The organism is Rhodocytophaga rosea (assembly GCF_010119975.1).
Taxonomy (GTDB): Bacteria; Bacteroidota; Bacteroidia; order Cytophagales; family 172606-1; genus Rhodocytophaga; species Rhodocytophaga rosea.
In genome coordinates this window covers 7,669,863-7,691,586 of record NZ_CP048222.1, presented here as the reverse complement: position 1 = coordinate 7,691,586, position 21,724 = coordinate 7,669,863, and the positions used below count along the sequence as shown (strand labels likewise).

General features: G+C 42.1%; 17 protein-coding genes. 7 read left to right on the top strand and 10 right to left on the bottom strand.

Annotated features, from left to right (window positions below; all coding sequences use genetic code 11):
- Positions 1–75 precede the first annotated feature (75 nt).
- The 3 genes from GXP67_RS31580 to GXP67_RS31570 all read left to right on the top strand — a co-directional run bounded on the left by GXP67_RS31580 (position 76) and on the right by GXP67_RS31570 (position 2,410).
- A complete protein-coding gene (locus GXP67_RS31580) occupies positions 76–816 on the top strand; it encodes an SDR family oxidoreductase (protein ID WP_162446811.1) in 741 nt (246 codons plus the stop codon).
- A 44-nt stretch (positions 817–860) separates the two neighbouring features.
- Positions 861–1,793 (top strand): helix-turn-helix domain-containing protein, encoded by a 933-nt coding sequence (locus GXP67_RS31575; protein WP_162446810.1) that lies wholly within the window; start codon positions 861–863, stop codon positions 1,791–1,793.
- Positions 1,794–2,209: 416 nt separating this feature from the next.
- Positions 2,210–2,410, top strand: coding sequence for a hypothetical protein (locus GXP67_RS31570; protein ID WP_162446809.1), 201 nt, complete (start codon positions 2,210–2,212; stop codon positions 2,408–2,410).
- 554 nt (positions 2,411–2,964) lie between these two features.
- Here GXP67_RS31570 and GXP67_RS31565 read toward each other — a convergent pair.
- The 7 genes from GXP67_RS31565 to GXP67_RS31535 all read right to left on the bottom strand — a co-directional run bounded on the left by GXP67_RS31565 (position 2,965) and on the right by GXP67_RS31535 (position 11,580).
- Positions 2,965–3,375, bottom strand: coding sequence for an alpha/beta fold hydrolase (locus GXP67_RS31565; protein WP_162446808.1), 411 nt, complete (start codon positions 3,373–3,375; stop codon positions 2,965–2,967).
- 60 nt (positions 3,376–3,435) lie between these two features.
- Positions 3,436–4,914, bottom strand: coding sequence for an IS66 family transposase (tnpC, locus tag GXP67_RS31560; RefSeq protein WP_162443406.1), 1,479 nt, complete (start codon positions 4,912–4,914; stop codon positions 3,436–3,438).
- Between the two features lie 70 nt (positions 4,915–4,984).
- Positions 4,985–5,323 carry an IS66 family insertion sequence element accessory protein TnpB gene (tnpB, locus tag GXP67_RS31555; RefSeq protein ID WP_162443405.1) on the bottom strand — a complete coding sequence of 113 codons (339 nt, stop codon included), beginning with the start codon at positions 5,321–5,323 and terminating at the stop codon, positions 4,985–4,987.
- A complete protein-coding gene (gene tnpA, locus GXP67_RS31550; RefSeq protein ID WP_162443404.1) occupies positions 5,311–5,628 on the bottom strand; it encodes an IS66 family insertion sequence element accessory protein TnpA in 318 nt (105 codons plus the stop codon). Before tnpA ends, tnpB begins: the two co-directional genes overlap by 13 nt.
- 17 nt (positions 5,629–5,645) lie before the next feature.
- Entirely contained in the window at positions 5,646–6,122 is a 477-nt protein-coding gene (locus GXP67_RS31545; protein WP_162446807.1) for an alpha/beta fold hydrolase, read from the bottom strand.
- Positions 6,123–6,389: 267 nt separating this feature from the next.
- Entirely contained in the window at positions 6,390–8,294 is a 1,905-nt protein-coding gene (locus tag GXP67_RS31540) for a neutral/alkaline non-lysosomal ceramidase N-terminal domain-containing protein (protein ID WP_197901597.1), read from the bottom strand.
- A gap of 244 nt (positions 8,295–8,538) precedes the next feature.
- Positions 8,539–11,580, bottom strand: a complete 3,042-nt coding sequence (locus GXP67_RS31535; RefSeq protein ID WP_232064721.1) for a PVC-type heme-binding CxxCH protein — start codon at positions 11,578–11,580, stop codon at positions 8,539–8,541.
- Between the two features lie 437 nt (positions 11,581–12,017).
- Here GXP67_RS31535 and GXP67_RS31530 point away from each other — a divergent pair, with 437 nt between their 5' ends.
- Positions 12,018–12,236 carry a hypothetical protein gene (locus GXP67_RS31530; RefSeq protein ID WP_162446806.1) on the top strand — a complete coding sequence of 73 codons (219 nt, stop codon included), beginning with the start codon at positions 12,018–12,020 and terminating at the stop codon, positions 12,234–12,236.
- A 223-nt stretch (positions 12,237–12,459) separates the two neighbouring features.
- Here GXP67_RS31530 and GXP67_RS31525 read toward each other — a convergent pair whose 3' ends face one another.
- The 3 genes from GXP67_RS31525 to GXP67_RS31515 form a co-directional block, all read right to left on the bottom strand.
- Entirely contained in the window at positions 12,460–14,907 is a 2,448-nt protein-coding gene (locus GXP67_RS31525; RefSeq protein ID WP_162446805.1) for an ABC transporter permease, read from the bottom strand.
- A gap of 199 nt (positions 14,908–15,106) precedes the next feature.
- On the bottom strand, positions 15,107–17,716 hold the full coding sequence (locus GXP67_RS31520; protein WP_162446804.1) for an ABC transporter permease: 2,610 nt from the start codon (positions 17,714–17,716) through the stop codon (positions 15,107–15,109).
- Positions 17,713–18,039, bottom strand: a complete 327-nt coding sequence (locus tag GXP67_RS31515) for a PadR family transcriptional regulator (protein ID WP_162446803.1) — start codon at positions 18,037–18,039, stop codon at positions 17,713–17,715. The genes GXP67_RS31520 and GXP67_RS31515 overlap by 4 nt, the downstream gene beginning before the upstream one ends.
- A 519-nt stretch (positions 18,040–18,558) precedes the next feature.
- Here GXP67_RS31515 and GXP67_RS31510 point away from each other — a divergent pair.
- From GXP67_RS31510 to GXP67_RS31500, 3 genes are all read left to right on the top strand, one after another.
- A complete protein-coding gene (locus GXP67_RS31510; protein ID WP_162446802.1) occupies positions 18,559–19,488 on the top strand; it encodes a helix-turn-helix domain-containing protein in 930 nt (309 codons plus the stop codon).
- A 128-nt stretch (positions 19,489–19,616) separates the two neighbouring features.
- Positions 19,617–20,381, top strand: coding sequence for a cupin domain-containing protein (locus GXP67_RS31505; protein ID WP_162446801.1), 765 nt, complete (start codon positions 19,617–19,619; stop codon positions 20,379–20,381).
- A gap of 506 nt (positions 20,382–20,887) precedes the next feature.
- Entirely contained in the window at positions 20,888–21,649 is a 762-nt protein-coding gene (locus GXP67_RS31500) for an alpha/beta fold hydrolase (protein ID WP_162446800.1), read from the top strand.
- The last annotated feature ends 75 nt before the right edge of the window (positions 21,650–21,724 follow it).

Below are 21,724 nucleotides of genomic sequence, written 5' to 3'. Positions count from 1 at the left end.
GACTACATTTTTGACTATTGCGGCTACAGTGTTGTCTTCTGTAATGCAGAACTTTGTCCTATAAAAAGAACAAATATGAAAAGCGCAATAGAAGATAAAGTTATCGTAATTACCGGTGCCAGCAGCGGCATTGGGGAAGCAATGGCAGACCTGTTAGCTGCCCATGGTGCCAAAGTGGTACTTGGTGCACGCAGAACTGAGCGTTTAAAGGCGATAACAGATCGTATTAGGAAAAATGGCGGGCAAGCAGCCTATATGGAGATGGACGTAACTCTGCGGAATGATTTAGTAAACCTTATCGCATTGGCCATTGAAACATTTGGCAGGTTGGATGTGATGATTAACAACGCAGGTATCAGCCAGCTATACCGGATGGAAGAGTTAGACCTTGATGGATGGGAACAAATGATCGATGTAAATCTGAGAGGTACCCTCTACGGCATTGCAGCAGCCCTGCCCATATTTAAAAAACAAGCCTCAGGCCACTTCATCAACATTATATCCACGGCCGGTATCAGTATCGTCCCAACCATGGGGGTGTATGCAGCCACAAAAAATGCGGTACGCACCATTAGTGAAGCGTTGCGGCAAGAATCAGAAGGCCGTTGGCGTGTTACTGGAATCTCACCAGGATATGTGAATACGGAATTTGTAAGCAACATCAAAAACGAAAGCCTTAGAACAACTATTCAAAAACAAGCTGATCAGATTGCCATTCCGGCAAGCGCCATCGCAGGGGCGGTCGCTTATGCCATTGAACAGCCAGACAAGGTGGATGTGGGCGATATTGTAATTCGACCCACTGCTCAAAACTGATACGATCTTTTATATATTTATAGTAAAGTAGCGAGTAAACAATCATGAAGCAGAACACTGATGTTAGATTAACCTTTAGCAGTATCGCTGATCTGATGCAAGAGCTTGGTCTACCGGCACCGCTGCATCCGTTGATCACCTTGATCGATTACGATAAACAGCCAATTGATCTTACCCAGGCCGGACATTGGTTTGAGCTTGATTTCTACAAGATATCTTTTAAAAAAAGTTTTAATGGTAGTGTCAAGTATGGCCCCAGACAATATGATTTCAAAAACGGTGGTCTGGCTTTCTTAGCCCCTCACCAGCCGGTACAACTTTCAGGCGATCCTTGCGACCATGAAGGATACACCCTGTTTTTTCATCCTGACTTGTTAGACCATCATGGGCTGGCACAATCCATTCATGGCTATGGCTTTTTTTCCTATGCGGTAACTGAAGCCTTATTTCTTTCCGAAAAAGAAAAAGATGTGGTTGCCTTACTTTTCCGGGCAATGGCAACGGAACTGGAAAATAATATTGATTCATTCAGTCAACAAGTGCTAGTTTCGCAGCTAGAATTGCTGCTTACTCATAGCAACCGATTTTATAACCGGCAGTTTATCACCCGCAAGGGGGTATATCATGAGCTGATCAACCGCATGAACCTGTATCTCAATGATCGATTAGATAACCAGGATGGGTTAGTGAGCGGCTTACCTTCTCCACAAGAGGTAGCCGGGCAGTTGCAGGTCTCCCAACGATATCTTTCAGATATACTCCGCTCGCTCACAGGTAAAACTACCCAACAGCATATACATTTGTTGCTAGTAGAAAAAGCAAAAGTTTTGCTCAACCAGACCACCCTAACTACCGCTGAGATAGCCTATGGGTTAGGTTTTGAGCATCCCCAATCGTTTAATAAATTGTTCAAGCAAAAGACAAAGTTGTCTCCTACTGAGTTTAGGCGAGGGAGCTTTTCTAAAACCGATGATTAAAGGTAGATTGAACAAAACCATAGGTTAAGGATCTTCTTCTAAACAAACAGGTTGACAGAAATACTGGGTTTGCCCCGAAATAATGGACACTAAGTTAAGTGTAATTGTAAGATAGTCTATGTCAGGACTGATCTCCTCCCAAATAATCATACATTGCTTAAGTAATGCTAAATCCCCCTTTCCTGAAACTTTTGTATGGGCAAGAGGGGAAGTAAATTCATGAAATACAAATTGGGAATACAAATTTTACCCTCATGTATAAGAGGATATTAAAATAGGCAATTTTGTCAATCTATTACAGGGCAAAACCTTGAGTAAAGTCCTATAAATTGGTATAAGAATCTGATTACAAACCTTTGATGAGACTCTAACTTTTGTTATATTGTATCTGTAACTGATTAGCTGATAGAATTTTAATGAAAGCTCAAGCCTATATTGAGCTCCTACAACCAAGCTTGCAGGATGCTCCCAGATTATCTATTTTAAAAAGTAAATATAACCGTGTAGCCATCCGCTTAAATGGCTTCTATCAGATTCTCTCCGGGCAGCAAATCCGGGAAGGACTAACCAAACTAAAGTACTTCCAGCAAGAAATAAATACCTACACAAAATTTTAACCTGGGCAAACGGATCCAAGTAGACCTAAGCGCAAAACTTATCGCAGTTCGGCTTGTGGTCCATAGCCCGCTTCGAATCTCATGGCTAGGTATCAACTTTTTAGGCTACTCCAACTCGAAAGAGAGGATAATACAGAATTAAGCAATTTAAAAAGCCGCTATAATCGGCTTGCTTCTCACATTAATGAGCAATGGCCTACTTTAACAATTATTGAAAGAATGCAGCTAAGTGCAGAGATGATCAACTTAGAAGATCAGATTCTAGCATATATTAGAGTCAATAAATAAATTGACCTCCTCCCTTAAAACAAGGCATATTATGAGTGAATTAAATGGGCATGATTTTTAACTTAGAAATATATTCTAAAACATACTCATAGCTCTTGATTGAATTACAAATCTACTATCATTGAGCTCTTAACTCTGTATCCATTTTTAAAGGAAGACCATGAAAATACAATTGATAAATGGGGCTTAATACAGCCGCCCATCGTTAACTTCCCATATCAATGGCCTTAAGTTAATGGGAATGATCGAGCGTTCACTGCCTTACTTTATTTTGTAACTAATAGTTGACGCAGTGCTTTGTTGAACCCAATAGGTTGTTCGATCATAGGGAAATGTCCTGCACTGTCTATAGTTACAATTCGGTATCCATGCCTACAATATTTCTTCAAACTATCTTCGTCATAAGGCGTATTGGTGCTCATAATAAACTTCATTTCAAAGGGTAGGGTTTGCAGCTTACGCTTTGCCTCGGCCGCTTTTGGGTATAGGTTCATTAGTGTTGGTACAGCAATGTTAGGATCAGCCTGTTTGTAGCTATTAACGATCCGATGCACGACAGCGCTGTCTTTTGAAACGGTAAAGGCTCTTGCCATGCTTTCGGCCATTGCCGGGTAATTGGCCATAAATTCCGTTATAAAAGGCGGCATTCCTTTTTTATCTTCTTCTGTAATAATCATACCTACGTTCTTAAGATTATCTACCCCAATAATCCCGTATCCGTTCGGTGAAGTAGCAGGCTATATCTGTAATTGAGGTGATGAATTAATTTTTTTCCAAAAGGAAGGCAGTAGTTCTTTAAGTTGGTTGATAGGCTGGTTAGGCAATCTTTGCAAGACATCTTGTAAATAGTCATGGGCATTAATGCCTTGCAGTTTACAACTGCCAAGCAGGCTGTAGACAATAGCCGCCCGTTGTGCTCCGGCATGAGAACCAGCAAAGAGATAATTTTTGCGTCCAAGAGCCACAGGCCGAATAGCGTTCTCCACCGGATTGTTATCTATTTCTAGTCTACCATCTTCTAAATACAAATAGATCTTATTGTAGCGGGCTACAAGGTAGTAGATCGCTTTGCCAATGGCACTTTTGGGAAGTACTTTACTGTGCTCTGCTACTAACCATTCTCCAAGCAGATCCATTACCGGACGAGCTTTTTGCTGGCGCAATAAATAACGATCTGCTGTAGAGAGGTTTTTCTCCCGGGCTTCTCTTTCTACCGCATATAGCTGCTGAATCCAGAGCAGTACTTTTTCTGCCCTTGCTTTGTCGTTATCCAAAGCATGCTCAAAATATCTGCGGGCATGGGCCATACAACCCACTAATACGATATCTTCTCTTGTTTCGAACTGATCATAAGCGACATAGCCATCTGTTTGCAGATAGCCTTTGTAGTTTTTTAGCAGTTTAGCCGGTCCATCTTTGCCTCTGCCGGGTTGGTACTCAAACAGCACCAGTCTCTCTTCGGGTGAGTAATACACCCAATGGTAGCCTTGGTGGGTATCTCCCTTCTTTTGCTTATCTAAGACAGCGATAGGTGTCTCATCTGCTTGCAGATAAGTAGAAGCAAGGATGTGTAAGCGCAAGGCTTGATAGAGTGGTTCTAGTAAGGCGCAAGCCCCTTCAAACCAGCCATCCAAACTGGAGGCAGGAATTTTCATGCCCAACTGCTCATAGCGCTGTGCCTGCCGGTAGAAAGGCAGATGAGAGACAAACTTATCTGCAATAATTTGGGAGAGCAAACCTGCCCCGGGCATACCTTTTTCTATCGGGCGTGCAGGTAAAACAGCTATATGAAAAGTCTCCTCCTTGCTCACATAACGGGGGCGGATGTAGCGGCGGACAAACAGGGAAGCCGGTTTTAAATCTAACTCCTCGGTGATTTCTTCACCGATTTTGCGCATACCTGATACATCTTCTTTGGGTTGTAAGATCACATCAATGCGTGGCAGATGTGTAGGAAAACCGCCACGAATGGCTTTTTTAGCTATTTGTTTGACTGCCCGCTCATAACTGATGGTCTGCTTGACCACTACAGCAGGTTCACTGCTTGAGGAAATTAACTCTAGACTCAGTTGTGCAGTATTAACTTGTGGCACAAAACGTTCCCTTTTACTACCAAAGATAAGCCGTTTGAGTTCTTTGATTTCCTCTCGCAATTGCTCATTCTCCTCTAATAAGGCTTGTTGCTGGACAGTAGATAACAGGGGCGTAGCAGACATATCAATCCTACTTGATCTCTACAAGATAAATCTTGCTGCTGTAGCTGTCAAGCAGGTGTAGCTGTTTTTTCTACAGGACCCCATAGCGTTTATGCCTTTGTTTGACCTCCACCTCCACCCCTTCAATCAATAAACACAATTCGCTGTAAGATAAACTATACTGCCCACTTTTGGGCAGGTGAAAAGTGCCTGCTTCCAAACGCTTATAGTATAATACAAAGCCTGCTTTCTCCCACACTAGTAGTTTAATCTTATCTCTGCTTTTACCTATGAAAATATACACATCCCCTGACAAGACATCTTTACCCATATCTGTAGAAACAATTCCACTTAAGGCATCAAAACTTTTACGCATATCCACTGCCTGCCCATAGAGAAAGAATCTTTGCGAGGCTGTTAACGCGAACATGAAGTGAGTAACTCGTGTAGGTAACTGACCGGAATCAGGGAGGAGAAACGGATGATTGTTCCAGAGGGTAAAGCCACTTCCATAGGGCTTATAGTAGCTTGAGAGGTGGGTAATTGAATAAATCCTGTGCTTGCAGCAGGTGTGGGTTGAGTTGATCCATGCACCTTCCGGTACCTACTCACCCAATAGGGCATAATATGTAGCGCAAATCCATGTCTTTGGCCAAACTCTTTTTGGCTGATGCCGCTTGCTAGCCACTCTGCTACCAGCGGAAACATTTCCTTTTGGGTTCTGATTTGTGTCATTGTTTTTTCTCCTAAAGTTAGGAAAGCTGCTCATCACAAATCAAGGCTGTTTTACCGGGTGCATACATAATCCCAATTACTTTCTGCGAATTGGCAGCCACCTCCAGCGCAATTTCACCCCCCATAGAGTGGGCAATCAGAATCACATTCTTTAGATGTTCCTTGTTGATAACCATTGTTATATCTCTGGCAAAACTTTCTATTGTCCAGTTCTTGCGATTCTTACCAGACCTGCCGCAGCCTGCCAAGTCAAAGAGCACTAAACGGTAGGATTGGGAAAATTCGCCTTCCTGGTTTTGCCAGTAAGTATGATCCAGGTTCCAGCCATGAATAAAGAATAGGGTGGTATCTCCTTTACCTTTTACAATATAGTTGAGTCTTACTTTTTCATATGCTTGTGGATCATAATGAAAAGGGTCAAACTGATTTACTTCTTTTGGCTTGTTACTTTTACAGGAAGTAATTAGTAATAAGAGTAAAAATAGTTTGTACATATGTTAATTTTAGAATACTACCCTTTATGACATACAATATCTGTAAACACTAGGTGGCCGATATTGCTTGACCACTCTCCCTCAAGAGCGTGTATGTAGCAAAATTAAGAAACTATATGCTTCCTAGATAAAATGTAACTTGCTTAGAAAGGGGTTCCATAAAGTTATTATAAGTATAAATATAATAAATAGACATACATTCAGGTATTATCAAATCCCCATTTGCTGAAACTACTAATGTGTCTGATTTATTGGGAGTAAGGCAGTTTACTTCACAGGTAGGAGCAGTATTTGGCGCAAATCCAACATGGCTCCTTTCTCAGATTTTGAACCGGATCTAAAAACCATTTTTTGGAGATTGGCCGATAATGTGATGGTTCCCACTTTTTCCTTCTTGTAGGTAAACCATGACCCAGTTTTGCCTATCTTCCCCTTTAGCTTTTGATTACCTACTTCAAAAACAAATGACTTGCCAGCTTCGGCATCTGAAACAGACCAGTCCAGGTACACATCATACCGGCTTTTTTTTCCTACCTGCACATTCCATTCCGTTTGGTCTTCTGTATTAAACCAACCAAAAGCTTTCCATTCAGGCATAAATTTAATGTTTGGTCCTATAGCTTTTGCCTTGGATGCAGATAAAATTAAAAACCCATCTATTGAAGGTTGAATCACTTCAGGTTGATTAATCGTATCTCTAAGAATCTTAAAATCTGCCGGAAGCAGGTCATGGACAGCCGTCATTATTATATTTTCAATCTCTTCTCCAAAGGGGGATGGTTTATCATAAAAATACATGCTTGTTTCAGCTTCATACCCTCCTTCCTTAATAACCCGTTTGGAAGCTATGTAGCACGGTACATCATTGGCGTATGCGTTAACCCACAATTTATCAGCCCCGAGTTCATTTTTGAGCCTGATTGAGTAGTCCACAACTACTTCACCGGCCAGGTTAATCATGGCCAGTTGATTTTCAAAAGTCCATGTTTGCACGGGGTATTTCTGAACTGCGGGAACGGCTTCTCCTCTGGCTATTCGATCAAGTGCAAGGCGGGCGTAATACCCTTTAACTGATTTATCCTCGGCCTGTTTAATCAATTCCTCAACAGTAGGTACATGGGCAAAGGGAAGTTCAATCCACTTTATACGGCCTGATGGTGGCGAAGTTAGCGGTTGCAATTGTGCGCTCAACAGCTTGTTCACATTATCTGAAATCTCCTGACCGTGTAGCTTGATATGTTCAAGCTGGCCACGGGGTTCTGGATTAGCATCGGCGCCGCAACCAATAGAAACCATCGCAACAGCACCCGGGTGATTTGCTTCTATCAAACGTTGTGCTTCACTCATCCAATCCCCATGAATTTCGTTCACACTGCCTTCCAAGGTAGTCCCATGACAGGCGTAGTTTACCAAAATTGCCCTGAGTTTGCCGTTAAGATCTGTAACCCTAAGTAAAGGAAGGGAGGGATCAACTGGTCCACCTGCTGTGCGGCGGTTGCGGGCAAATCCTGCCTGTCCCTGACCCCAGGCAACGAATGCCTGTTTTCTGTTTTTCAGCGCAGCTAAAGCGACTTCTTTTAGCTTCTGGCTAAGCTGGTCGGTATACTGTGAAATATGTATTAATTGATCTAGTTGCAAAAGAGAGTCGCTAAAGGTGGCGCCCCTGTATTGAAGTATGTTTAGCAGATTTCCAACTTCAGGTCCTCCATGGGTATGTGATGCACAAATAACAAGTTGGGCAGCCTCAACACCTGTTTCTTTGGAAAGTTGATCCACTAATTTTTCTCTTATCTGCCCAGGAATTCCAATCAGATCTACGGTAATAAAAATGGATGGACGCTGGGCATCACTGCCAAAAGCCAGTGCCTTTGCTTTCAGTCTATGAATGATTCCTTCCGACTCTGCTTTTTTTCTGCTTCCATAGCCGGCTAGGCGTATGGGAGTTTGGGGAGTTATATCAATTTGTGCAACCCCTACCTGCATGGTACTGTTATCTTTTTTGGCGTTTTGAGAAAATAAAAAACTATGGCAAACCAAAAGAGTAACAATAATAAACACACTGGAAAAGGCTGTGGACATTTTTTTAGATTTGATTTTAGGCCAAGATATCATACCTGCGATAAGTTTACTAAAGCGTTGAGAACTGTTTGGGTAAATTTGATAAAATAACAAGCAAAATTACTAATGATAAAGGCAGAATGAACCGCTACGCTTACAGCATTACCATAGGTTATTGATCAATTAAGATATGAATGCCGCCTCCGGTTTATCCTTATCAATGTATAAACTTCACACCTCCATTTTTCATTGCTGAATATTGTGAGAAACATACAATATTATGAGGCAATGATACTAGCTATGGCAATGCCTTTTGTCTTAAAATGATAATGCATCTTTTAAAAGACTCATTCTATGATTAGTTGTTTTGACGAAGAAAAGCAAGTAAATCCGCCATATCCTGGTGACTAATACTTTTTTCTAAACCTGCAGGCATCGCAGATATGTTTAGTGTGTTCAATGATTTAATATCAGAACGTGGAATCATTTTTTCCACCCCTCCTACGTTCTTAAGCTGTATGGCAGCAGGCGTTTCGCTGGTTATGATTCCCTGTATGGATTCTCCACTAGTTAGCTCAACTACCCACAGTTCATAATTAGCAGCAATGGAGAGATTGGGAGCCAAAATGTTGGCCATAATCCCTTCTGGCTGCCATTTACTCACCGTACCCAGATCGGGTCCAAAAGAATTCCCATTTTCGCCTTTAAATTGATGGCAAAGAGCACAGTTTTGTGTAAATACTATCTTTCCTTTAACTGAATTTCCCTGTAATTGTAAGGCTTTCTGATATTCCTTATGGACCTTCTGCTCATCATTGTGGGCAAAAATTGAACGGGCACGTTTACGAAGTTTATCATCCCCTTGCGTCATCAGTTGCACTCCCTGTAAAAAATTGATGCTTGCCTTTTGAATCTTACCCGATTCAATAGCATCTAGTAGAATGCTTACCCGCTCTGGTGATGTCAGGAAGGTATTGATGCCAGCATCCTTTACTTCAGGGGTAAGAACAGGCCATTGTTGTAAAACATACTGATTCACCACATTTTCAGGTATAAGGCTAAGTGTATGTAAAGCGGCCAATTGAACTGATGAATGCTCCTGTGGAATAATTAATTTTTTTAACATTTCTACATGGGCAACAGGATTGGCAGCAGAGAGAAAATTGATTGCTTCCACTCTTTGCTCATCCGGCAGATTTCTGTTTTGCACGGCGGATAGGGCTTTCTTTAAGGCTGCTTTAGTCAGGGAGCGATCTTGTAAACCAATTACCTTTAACAGTTGTAAGGCAGCCTTTCTTACGGAAGGAGAAGAATGCTCAAAGTAGGCTTTAATCAGGATTGCTTGTTGCTGATTAAATTCTGAAGAAGCATTTTTTCTTCTTATTAGCCCTTCAGATAAACCTTCTAATAAGGCCGGCTGCCAAGTTACTTTTTCTGGGTTGGCAACAGCAGCGTTTTGAATAAGGTGACGGATGTTTTCAATTCCACCGCTAGAGCCGATCATGGATGCCAGCCTTTGAACAAGGGAAGCATAGGCGAGTTGTTCCGGATTGTACCGCGCTATCACTACCTCCAGCAAAGAATTGGTCTGAGAGGAAGCAGCGGATAAGGCCGCAATCTGTACCCAGTTGTCTTGTAAATTCTCGAATAATAATTTATCTCTTACTCCTGCGGTTTCCTTTGTATCAAAGAACCCAATGGTACATAAGAGTTGAAACCTTACTTTGGGATCAACATCGTTGTGCAAATGGAGCAAAGCACTTTCCAGTTCCGGAGAAGAGGATATATGAAGCTCGGCCAACTTAATTCCATTTTCACGAATGCCCGCTATGGCATCTTGTAAAGCCATTTTTATCATTTCGGCGGTAAGCACTCCCATACCTTCCAAAGTCCATAGCGCATGAAGCCGCCCCTGGGCAGAAGCGGGATTTTTTGCCATTTGTACCAAAGCCGGAATAACTTGCTGATCTGCACGGTCTACCAGTAATCGTTGTGCATGTAACCGCCACCATCTATTTCTATTAGCAAGCTCTTTCACCAACGCTTCGTTTGAGGCATCACCGAGATGGAGCCCTTTTGTCCAGGCAGCTGTCGGAGCGCTAGTTGGTGTAATGCGATAAATACGGCCTTTGTCTTTCCCATTATAAAGTCCGCCTGCCTGGATTGCTTCTTCTGACATCCATTCCGGATGCTCAATGATTTGTCTGTAATAATCCACTACATAGAGTGCGCCATCCGGCCCTACATACATATTTACCGGCCTGAACCAGGAATCAGTCGAAGAGAGAAATTCTTTTCTTTCACGTCCGATACGGCTGGCAACAAAACTTGCGCCTTTATTCTTTATGCCGTCCACATGCACAAGATTACTGACTGGTTCAGCAACAAAGGTGCTATTTTCATTGAAAGGTGCAGGAAAAGCTCCGCCAGTATAGGCTGTATTTCCACAGGCAGACGTAAAAACACCTTCGGCAGAGAGGATCTGGCGCTCTGGGTTCCGTGTAATTGAAAATACTTCTGAACCATGATCCGTAAGGGTTTGGGTTGAAGTTGAAATAAGCAAATCCGGATTGCGCTTCAGGTAAGGAGCTGCCATCACTTCATGGTAAATATGATTGGAATTATCGCCAAGCAAATGATGGCCCCACACATCAAAGTCATGCCCGAACTGGGTAACTCCTGATGTCAGTTCCAGCTGATGTCGGTCTGGGCGAAAACGTACGGTGCGACCTGTATTTTCCAACGGAATTCGTGTCGTACCGGGCTTACCTGGAAAAAAAATATCGCTTCCCAGATCACCAAATTCCTTTTTGTATATCTGATAGGTGCCTCCTGATTCTGAAGTAAGATAGATCCAGTTATCCAATCCGTATATGGGATTGCCTGCATTCATTTGGGCATTTGAAAATGCAAATCCGGTAAGGAGGGTATCTCTTATATCGGCCCTGCTGTCTCCATCTGTATCTTCAAAATAGATCATGTTAGGAGCATCCGCCACCAGCAATCCCTTCTTCCAGCGCATAATGCCAAAAGGCAATATCAGCTGATCAGCAAAAACAGCGCTTTTATCCATTCTGCCGTCTCCATTAACGTCTGATAACATTTTTATTTTACCAATACCGGTTTTATCAAGCGGGTAGCCATGCATTTCTACCACATACATCCGGCCATATTCATCAATCTCCATATCAACAGGGTCCGAAACCAAAGGCTCTGAGGCAACTAACTCAATTTTAAATCCCGGTTCCAGGTCAAATGTAGCGATCACATCTTCCGGGGCGATGGGTCCTGTCTCTATCTTTGTATCCGGTATATCTTTGCAGCCTGCAATCAATTCTGTCAACACCATCAACAAATAAAAAAGGCCCTGCTTAGTAAAACTTTTCAAATGTATTTTCATGCTATTTTTCTTTAGATGGGTGCGAGGCGACTTAGCTCAATATAGCATAATTCGAGTGGCTTTAAAACATGGAATGGAAAGTAAACCCCCACTGCAAAAACAAATGTGCGTACTTGAAAGAAAAAATCATAGCAGCCGTACAAATCAAATAACAGTACTCCACAAGTGAGGCAAGAGGTATCTCCTGCAATAGGTTGGCAGAAAATGTGGTTAAAGTAATTAACACTTTGTCTTTACCTATAATATGTTGATATGTCTTATTAATTGGGAGGAGGTCATTCGCTGCCTTTCTTTTGAGTTAACACAAAGGGGGAAATAATTTAACTATAGGTTGTCACTATTGACAAATAAGAATTTTGTAGACTAAAAGAAAACGAGTATGTTCGTTTATTTACTGCTTCATCCACAACAATCATTATCCACGTAGTTCACCCTGCATGTTACCCTTTAAAAAATTAACGGTTCATTACTTTTTCCCGGCCAACAGGTTTTACAAAGCTAAATTGGAACAAAACAATCAAATCAGTACCCTCTCGCATGAAGAGACCTTGAAGCTGATTGCTTCTACCACTTGGACCTCTACTGAAAGCAAACAAGTGAATGATAACAAGCGATCATTGATCGAAAAAACCTATCTGCTCTCAATGGCACCGTAGGCCTTCTTCCTTCATTTCCTGTGAGAATGTGGTTGATCTTGGCCTTTGGCTTAGAATATGTTACTCTTATTCTCTCTTTAATTTAACACCTATATGCAATCTACGTATGATTATTATTGTGTTTTTCCATAACTCCATTAGTAATGATGAGAAATATGTTTTGATGGTACGCATACTGCTTTACCTGCTCTTCTTTCATGGACATAGGTAGTATAAACAAGTATTACTCATTTCGTAAGCTAATAACTGGATTGGTGTTAGCTGCTTTCAGAGAATGGAAACATACGGCAAAAAAGGCAGCACACAAACCTAATAGTCCAGCCACGGCAAATAACTCCCAGGAAAGAGAGATGCGGTAAGCAAAATCCTGCAGCCATAGGCTCATCACATACCAGGCTATAGGCACAGCCATCACAAATGAGCGTAAGGTGAGACGAATCATATTTTGGTTGAGTAGAATAAATATTTGAGAAACAGAAGCACCTAATACTTTGCGTATACCAATTTCTTTGGTACGGTTCACCGCCGAAAGCCCCGATAAGGCAAACAAGCCCAAACAAGAGGTAATAACAGCAAATACCGTAGCAGTGCCTACGATTCCTGTCCAGTTGCGGTAGATAGTATATTGATCTTTTAGATTTTCGTCCAAAAATGTATACACAAAAGGCTGATCAGGGGCAAGTTTTTTCCAGGTTTTTTCTATGGCTTGAATTGTTTCAATGATCTTTCCCGGTCGCATTTTCACTATAATATAATAAGCCCATTCTTTACTGTAGGAGAAAGATAAAGGAGCGATTTCGCTTTCTAAAGATGCATAATGAAAATCTTTTACCACACCTATTATTTTATCGCCAGACATATATGGTTTCACTTTACCTGTGCTATCCCTACCTAGGAGATTAGCCAGTGTTTCATTGATGATTATTCCTTCCTGATATGATTTGATGGTTGGAGAAAAGTTTTTACCCTCGACTAGTTCAATTCCTAATGTAGGAAGATAGTACTCATCTATAAAAACTCCATGTATTACGGTTTGCTTTTGATTAATATTCATCCCAAAACCCATCACTGGTTTATTAACTGTTGAACTGGTGCTACTTACAGAAACAATCGATGGATATTGGCTCGCCCATTGCCTGAATCGTTCTACTAGTTGTATAGACTGACTTTCAAATCCCGCAAAATTCTCTAGTATCAGTACTTGTTCTTTGTCAAATCCTAAGTCTTTCTCACTGATGTAGCGCATCTGATTATACATAATGAGAGAACTGCTCACCAGGAATAGACACATGCTATACTGAACCAAGAGTAAAATTTTAGAAAACCAGGGATTGATCCGGTAAGTACGTGAGCCTTTTATTATGTTTACCGGCCGGAAATCCGATAATATAACTGCCGGATATCCGCCGGCCACGATACCTACAAGTAAGGCAATAAGCAGCAGCACACCTGCCAGCAGGGGTTCTTGCCACAAGCTAAAATAGAGTTGCTTACCGGTAAATGCATTAAAGAAGGGCAAAAACAGATATACCAGGCCTATTGCTAATAGCACGGCCATCCACACCAGTAGCTGGGATTCTGCCCATAATTGCCCAATTATTTGCCCTCGGCTGGCACCCATTACCTTGCGGATTCCGATTTCACTTAATCTGGAGGCAGCACTTGTAAGGGTAAGGGAAATATAATTAATACAAACCACCAGTAAAATCAGCAGGCCCAGGGCAGTTAGAATGTAGGCATACAGCGGGTTGTTTACTTTTGGCCATTGCACGCTTGTATCAAAATGTGTCTCCGTTAAAGGAGTAAATCCAGACTGTAGCACCCGAACATGCTCAGGAACTTTATCTATCCGACGGTACATATCGCTGTCTGCAGTAAAATGATGGTCTACAAAGGCTTGTAGTTTTTTTGAAAACGAGGATAAAGAGACATCGGGAGATAAAAGCAAAAAGGTGATAGGACCGGCACCCTGCATGGTATTTTTATACTGGTTATACCCACGTAAGTGCTCTATGCGGATAAGGATATCGAAATTGATACTTGAATTTGTAGGAACATCTTTGGCTACTGCACTTACAATAAATGACTTTTTTTCATCCTGCTGGGTGATATGCAAAGGTTGGCCTATCGGATTTTGTTTACCAAAATACTTAATGGCTGCTTTTTCTGATATCACTACCGCTGATACTTGAGATAAGGCAGTCTGCCTTTGGCCTTGTATTAACTCAAAAGAGAAAAATTCAAAAAAATTAGCATCTGTATAGTGGATAACTTCTTTAAATGGTTTATTGCCATTCCCTATGATGGCAGTATTTTCTCCACTCAAACGCACAAAGGCTTCTACTTCCGGTATTTCTTCCTTCAAAGCCGGACCAAAAGGCAAAGGTAAATGAATGAAGGTGCTGCTAAACATTCCTATCTTAGGGTTATGATTATTTAACCCTTTTTTTTCTGCTTTTTCCTTTGCTAATGCATGTAAATTAGTGAGTTGTAGGCGGTAGATGCGATCTGCTTTTTCATGAAAAGCGTCGAAGGAATATTCATGCCTAACAAACAGGAAAATGAGCATACAAAAGGCAATGCCGGTAGAAAGTCCTGCGATATTGATGGAGGAGAAGACCTTATTTCGCCCGAGCAGGCGCAGCGAAATCTGTAGATAGTTTTGGATCATGCTGGTGGTTTTTAGAGTCGAGAATGGAAAGTAGCCTAATCAAGATATACTAAATTATATTGAGTTGAAAGGGTACTTCGCAAGAAAAAGTGGACACTCCCTCAAGAGCGGTTGTAAGTTTGCCTCTGAATGCAGATCTAAAGTGATAGCGAGTTAATTTAACTGCCCCTTTCTTGATACTAAAACAAAAAATCAAGCCTTATTCATTCCGCAAGCTTCTAACCGGATTCATTAACGCAGCTTTAAGCGCCTGGAAGCTTACTGTAATCAGTGTAATTGCCAATGCAGCAAAACCTGCCGCTACAAAGATCCACAGAGAAACAGGAGTACGGTATTCATATTTTTCAAGCCAGTTATCGATAAAATAATAGGCCAGCGGAGAGGCTATGAGTATGGAGAACATGACTAGCCCTACAAAATCTTTAGAAAGTAAAGCCCATACATTAAATACCGAAGCCCCGAGTACTTTACGAATACCAATTTCTTTCCTGCGTTGCTCAGCCGTATAGGAGGCCAGGCCAAATAATCCCAGGCAAGAGATAAAGATAGCCAGGGTAGCAAAAAAGGCAGCTAAGGTGCCAATGCGTTCTTCGGCAGCGAATTTTTTAGCATATTCCAGGTCCGCAAACCGGTACTCAAATGAAGAAGCTAGATTGTGCTTTTTCATCACCCTTTCTATGTTGCTTAACGCACCTCTGCTACTAAGCGAAGGGTTAAGTTTGATATGAATGCTATTGAACATCCTTTCCCGGTTGTTTATGAAGAAAACAATTGGCCTGACGGGTTCATAAGGTGATTCCATAACCATATCTTTCACTACCCCGATCACTTTCCAGTTTTTATCATGCCAGCGGATGGTTTCTCCTACCGGATTTTTCAGTCCTGTTAGTTTAACTGCCGCTTCATTGAGCAGAAAGGCTAAGCTGTCGGTAGAAAAGGCCCTGGAAAAATCGCGACCTTCCTTTATTTTCCATCCGACTACTTTTCCAAAGTCTGGTGTAACCAGGACGGTACCAAAAAGGGCTTGCCGGTTTGGATCTTTTCCCTGCCAGTCCAGATTATTGGCCGATGAGGAAACCTCAGTGATGGAAGAGGAAGATAAGGCAATTTCTGCAACGGCTCCTGAGGCTGAAAGTTCATTCCGGATGGCCTCGTAGCGTTCCTCCATCTCCGGCGTGCTTATAGGCATATTGACCAAACCCTCACGGTTATAGCCAATAGGACGGTTTTTAGCAAATTCAATTTGTGTATATACCAGAAGTGTACTAATGATGAGGCTAACCGATACAGTAAATTGCACTACTACCAGTATCTTGCGGGGAATGGCTGCCCGTTCACCTACCCCAAAAGTGCCTTTCAGCACCTTTACCGGATTGAAAGAAGATAGATATAGTGCCGGATAACTTCCGGCCAGTAAACCGGTGAGCAAAGTAAAACAAATGCCTGCTATCCAGAAGTAGGCATCTGTCCATACCACACGTATTTCTTTATCGGCTAAGTCATTAAAAGGGGGCAAAACCAATTGTAGCAGCAGTAGCGATAAAACAAAAGCAAAAAAGGCTACCAGCACCGATTCGCTCAGGAATTGGTTAATTAATTGCCTGCGTAATGAACCAATAGCTTTGCGGATGCCTACTTCTCTGGCCCGTTTCTGCGATCGGGCGGTGGAGAGATTCATAAAGTTGATGCAGGCCAATAGCAGCACAAATCCACCGATGAGGCTAAATAGATACACATACTCAATTCGTCCTCCTTCATATATACCGTTTTTGAAGGCATACAAATGCCATTTATGCATGGGGTGTAAAAAGAGCGAAGGTTTAGCTCTATCCTGATTGTGCTGATAGAGTACATCCGTAATCTTGGCGGACACTGCTGCTAAGTTGCTGTTTGGCTGAAGCTGCCCAAGAATCTGAAAAGAAGAACTTTGCCAGTTGTTCATGGCTTCTTTGCCTGGAAAAAGTATTTCAATAGGTGCAATAAAATCCATCCCATGGAAGGTGGAGTTACGAGGCAAATCTTCATATACCCCTTTTATTTGCAGCGTATACTGATTGCCAAGGGTGATCATTTTATCTATTGGGTCGCTTTCTCCAAAAAGCGTATAGGCAAGCGATTGGGAAATTAGCACCGAAGACGGATCAGTTAAGGCGGCAGGGGAACCTGCATACATGTGGAGGGTAATCATCTCTGGAAACCCAGCCTCAGCAAAGCGGCCAGTCATGGTGAGTTTTTGATCCCCATACGAGATAACTTTTTCCCAGTGCCAGGTAGTAGCTACTACGTATTTAAAATCACTTTTGTAATCTGTGCGAAGTGTATGGCTTAAGGGCATGGGTAAGGAAGAAAAGGTTTCAATGCCTCCGTCTAGTTCTTCATTTTCCAGTACTTGAATTATATGATCATAATTTTGGTGGTATTGGTTAAAGGATAATTCATCATTGACCCACAAGCCAATCAGCATCGCTACAGCCATGCCTACACATAGTCCGCCAATGTTGATGAAAGAATAAACCTTGTTTCTAAGCAGCTGGCGCAAGCTAATTTTGAAGTAATTGGTGATCATATCAAAAAGAGTAAGCGATGGATAAAGGGAAGGTTTTCTTTTTAAAATGAAAGGACGCAGTAAACTCACTACATCCTGCACGTATCTGTATCGGGCTTGTTTGATACCCACAGTTTCTATCCGTGTTTCATAAAGTTCTTCCAGGTCTTGCTCTATTTCTTCCAGCAAATGAGGGGCACAGAACTTTTTCAGCAGCCAGCTTGCCCATTGAGGTGGCTTAGGGGTAGTGTTATCTTGTATCATGGCAGGGCGATTTTGGGTATCAGATCCCACATCTGGTTACGTAACTGATGAATTTCCCGCAGGGCAGCACTTCCGGCAGGTGTTACCTGATAGAGCCTTTTTCTTCTGCCACCCCGTTCGGGTGAAACACCTCCCATTACTGAGGTAACTAATCCTTTTTCCTGAAGCCGGTTCAGGGCTGAATGTACCGCCCCTAAGTTGACTGAGCGGTTCATCTGCTTCTCTAGTTCACCCACAATAGCGGCTCCATAGGCCTCACCGTAGCGAAGAGCTACGGCTAGCAAAACTACTTCTTCGAATTCTCCCAAGTAAGTACCTTTCATAATAGGGATGGGGATAGTAAAATGATTTCTTATGTAAATGTATAACAAATAAGAGGCCAATACAGAAAAAGGGCCTCAATGAACCCTATAAGAACTTTCATTCAAGAAAAGCAGCTATAAGAAGCGTACGAAAACGGACAATAGTTGTCCGGTTTTATCTGGGATTGCTAAAAAATACTGTTAACAAAAAGGGGAAGTTAATGTAACCACACACTAGGATCAACTAGATAACAGACATAAATATGAGTAAGCTAACTTCTATGGTATCAGCCACCGTATTTTGAGGCTATGCCTTACTACCTAATTGTGTAAATCACTTTTAGTAAATCATAGTTGGCCCGCTTACTTAGCATGGATGGGCAACTTTTGTTTATATACCACCAATCCATACAATATGTCCTTAGAAATACAGGTATTGTAGGTAGGGTAAAAGCCTTATAACAAGACATAGTTATAGTAAAAAGTTACAAGTCAAATGCAGCGTGCTCACCTGGACATCTTAAAAAGACACTTTGGTGTTTGAATCTACGTCTGGAAAATGCTTTTGAACATTTGCTTTTCTATACTACGCTTACTATGATTTTGCAAGATTTTAAGCCTCATCCCTCCCTGAACGAATTCGTGCAGTGTTACCGAATCGTTCACTTTGACTTTATGCAGGCTAAAGAACCTATCCTGAAAGCCTATGCGCCTAGGCCGGAGGTATGTCTTCATTTCTTTCTCCGGGAACGCGAACTTGTTCAATTAGGGGGTGGTCCAACAACAGATTATCACTTTCCTGTAGTTCTGGCAGGTCAGCAGACATCGGTTATTAATCGCTATCTGCTGGGCAAAGATTTTATGACCTTTAACATTGCTTTTCAGCCCACTGCCTTATTTCGGCTTTTCGGCATTCCATCCTTTGAGCTAACCGGTAGATACCTGGATGCAGAAGCTATCTTTTCAAGCCATATTCGCTTCATCCTTGAAGAGTTGCAAAATGCCACTAGCTACAACCAGATGACACAGATCGCTGACCGGTTTATAACTTCCTTAGCAGGCAACACCCGCAAAGAGATGCACCGACTCGATACAGTAAGTAGGTGGATGATTTGTTCAGGTGGCAAAGTTTCTCTAGACTATCTCTCAGGGGAAGCATGCTTATCATCCAAGCAGTTCATTAGGAAGTTTTTTGAACGGACCGGTGTGAATCCTAAGACATACCTGAGAATCATTCGGTTTACTAGAGCAATCCATACAAAGAATGCGTATCCAAATAAAGATTGGTTGCAAATAGCGTTGGAATGCGGCTATTTCGATTATCAGCACCTAGTGAAAGAGTATAAAGAATTCACCCATCATACCCCCACCGACTTTCACCTGCTTGAAAGCAACTCCCCTGAGCAAAGACTTGGCCTAACCGATGAGATCTATAAAAGCCGTGCCCGGTCAGCTTTGCTACCTGAGTAACAATGTCCTTTTTTTACCAGCCCTTTGTCCGTTTTTTACCACCTGCTTTTGGTATATAACTCTCAAATTTGCTTCATGATTTACTTGACTACTAAGTCAATATATTTAATTATGAAGCAAATTAAGCTATGACACCTGATCCATTTTCTCAAGTTGGTAAAACCTGTTCTCAACCGGCTAAAACGTACCGGTTCAGTGACAGTGCTGCTTTTACTAAAAAAATCTACCATCCCTTTTCTGTGATCCTCTGCCTTCTAGTAGTATATATCTTGGTTGGACAGTTGCTCCATCGGTATGTTTTCCCTGAACCCGTTCCCAATGACACCATGTACCCGGTTTCGGGAGACGTTATTACCAATCCATTTGCCGGTGAGCAAATCATCTTTCTAAAAAGCGGAATAGAGACCAGCGGCGCCTATTCGTTACGGGAGTTCCATCTCAAACCGGGCGGAGCCGTGCCCAGCGCCCATATCCATAGTGACTATCATGAAACTTTTAAAGTGATACAGGGAAAGCTTACCCTGATCTGCAACGGCTCCGAGCATGTACTTGGACCAGGGGATTCAATGACAATTCCCAGGGGCACTGCTCACCAACCGGTCAATAAGGGGAGTGTGGAACTTGTTACTATTAATAAAGTTTCACCGGCTGCCAGGCATGATCTGATGCTTGCCCAAACGCATGGATTCTTCACGGAAAAAGCACAAGCCAGGTCAAAAATAGAATTCTTTCTACAGGCCATGCTATTTGTTGATTATTACAAAACTTATAGGGCAGATATACCGATACGGGCCCAAAAAATTCTTTCATTCATTCTTGCCCCAACAGCGAGGCTCTTAGGCTACCGGACCTGGAAACCGCAATATTCAAAGAAATGGAAAAAACCAATATAAAAATACCTCCTTCATTGGGTTGTTTTACTTGGAGTAAATTATATAGCGTTTCTTAATGAGTTATACAGAAGGATAGTTTGTAATAGAAGAAATGGTTCAGGGCAATACTGGATTGGCGAAGATTTGCAACATATATGGTCCTAAATTGCAAAGCTATTTTAAGATTAAACCGCTAACGTCAAACCTGGATTGGCTACAAATAGCTTTGTAACATGCGGCTATTTCGATTATCAGTACCTTGTCGGTTAGTACAAAGAATTTACAGATCATACCCCCGATGACTTTCACGTTCTGGCAAGCAACTCGCCGGAGCAGATACTAGACCTTATCGACCAACTCTAAAAAGCAGCGCCTGGTCTTGGGCTTACCCGGTGTGACAATGTCCTTTTTTTACCAGCCTTTTGTCCCTTTTTTACCACCTGATACTAGTAAATACCGCCCATATTTGCCTTATAATTATTTGAACACAAAGCCAATCTATTTTTAATCATTAAGTTAATTAAATCATGAAAAAAGAAGCATTTTCTCCATCCTTTAAAACGTACCTGCTCATTCACGGCGCCTGGCATGGTGCCTGGTGCTGGAATAAAGTGATCCCGTTATTGCAAGCCAAAGGTCACAAAGCAATCGCTATCGACTTGCCAGGGCACGGGCAAGATACCCAGCCTTTACCTGATATTACGTTGGAAGATTACGTCCAGGCTGTAGTGAAAACGGCTACTGATCAACAAGGACAGATAATCCTGGTCGGACATTCGATGGCAGGTATCGTCATTTCACAAGCAGCAGAAAAGTTAGGTCCCCAAAAAGTTCAGGCTTTACTCTACCTGGATGCTTTTTTGCCCAGAAACGGTGATTCTCTCTTTGCACTGGTGGAAGCTACGCTTCAACGTTTGACCTCAGATTCACGCAGACCCCACCTTGTGGAAAACATTATTATTTCACATGATCACAAAACCAACTGGGTAAACCGGGAAATGGCTGCTCAGATTTTCTGTCACGATTGCCTGGAAGAAGACAAAGCGTTTGCTCTATCCCGGCTGTCAAAAGAACCCATTGCCCCATTGGCAACGCCCCTTCATTTGACTGATCAGGTCTATGGCGTGATACCCAAATATTATATCCTTTGCACCGAAAGCCAGGACATGGACAAAACATTCCTCTCAACCCATGTGCCTTGTCAGCAAGTATATACACTTTCAAGCAGCCATTCCCCTTTTTTCTCTATGCCTGAGAAACTAGTGGAGATATTTACCGGGATAAATTAATCTATTCACACCTTTGAGCCACGAGATACGCATGTTACTATCCGAATCATTATGGCAAATTCTATCGCCCAAATC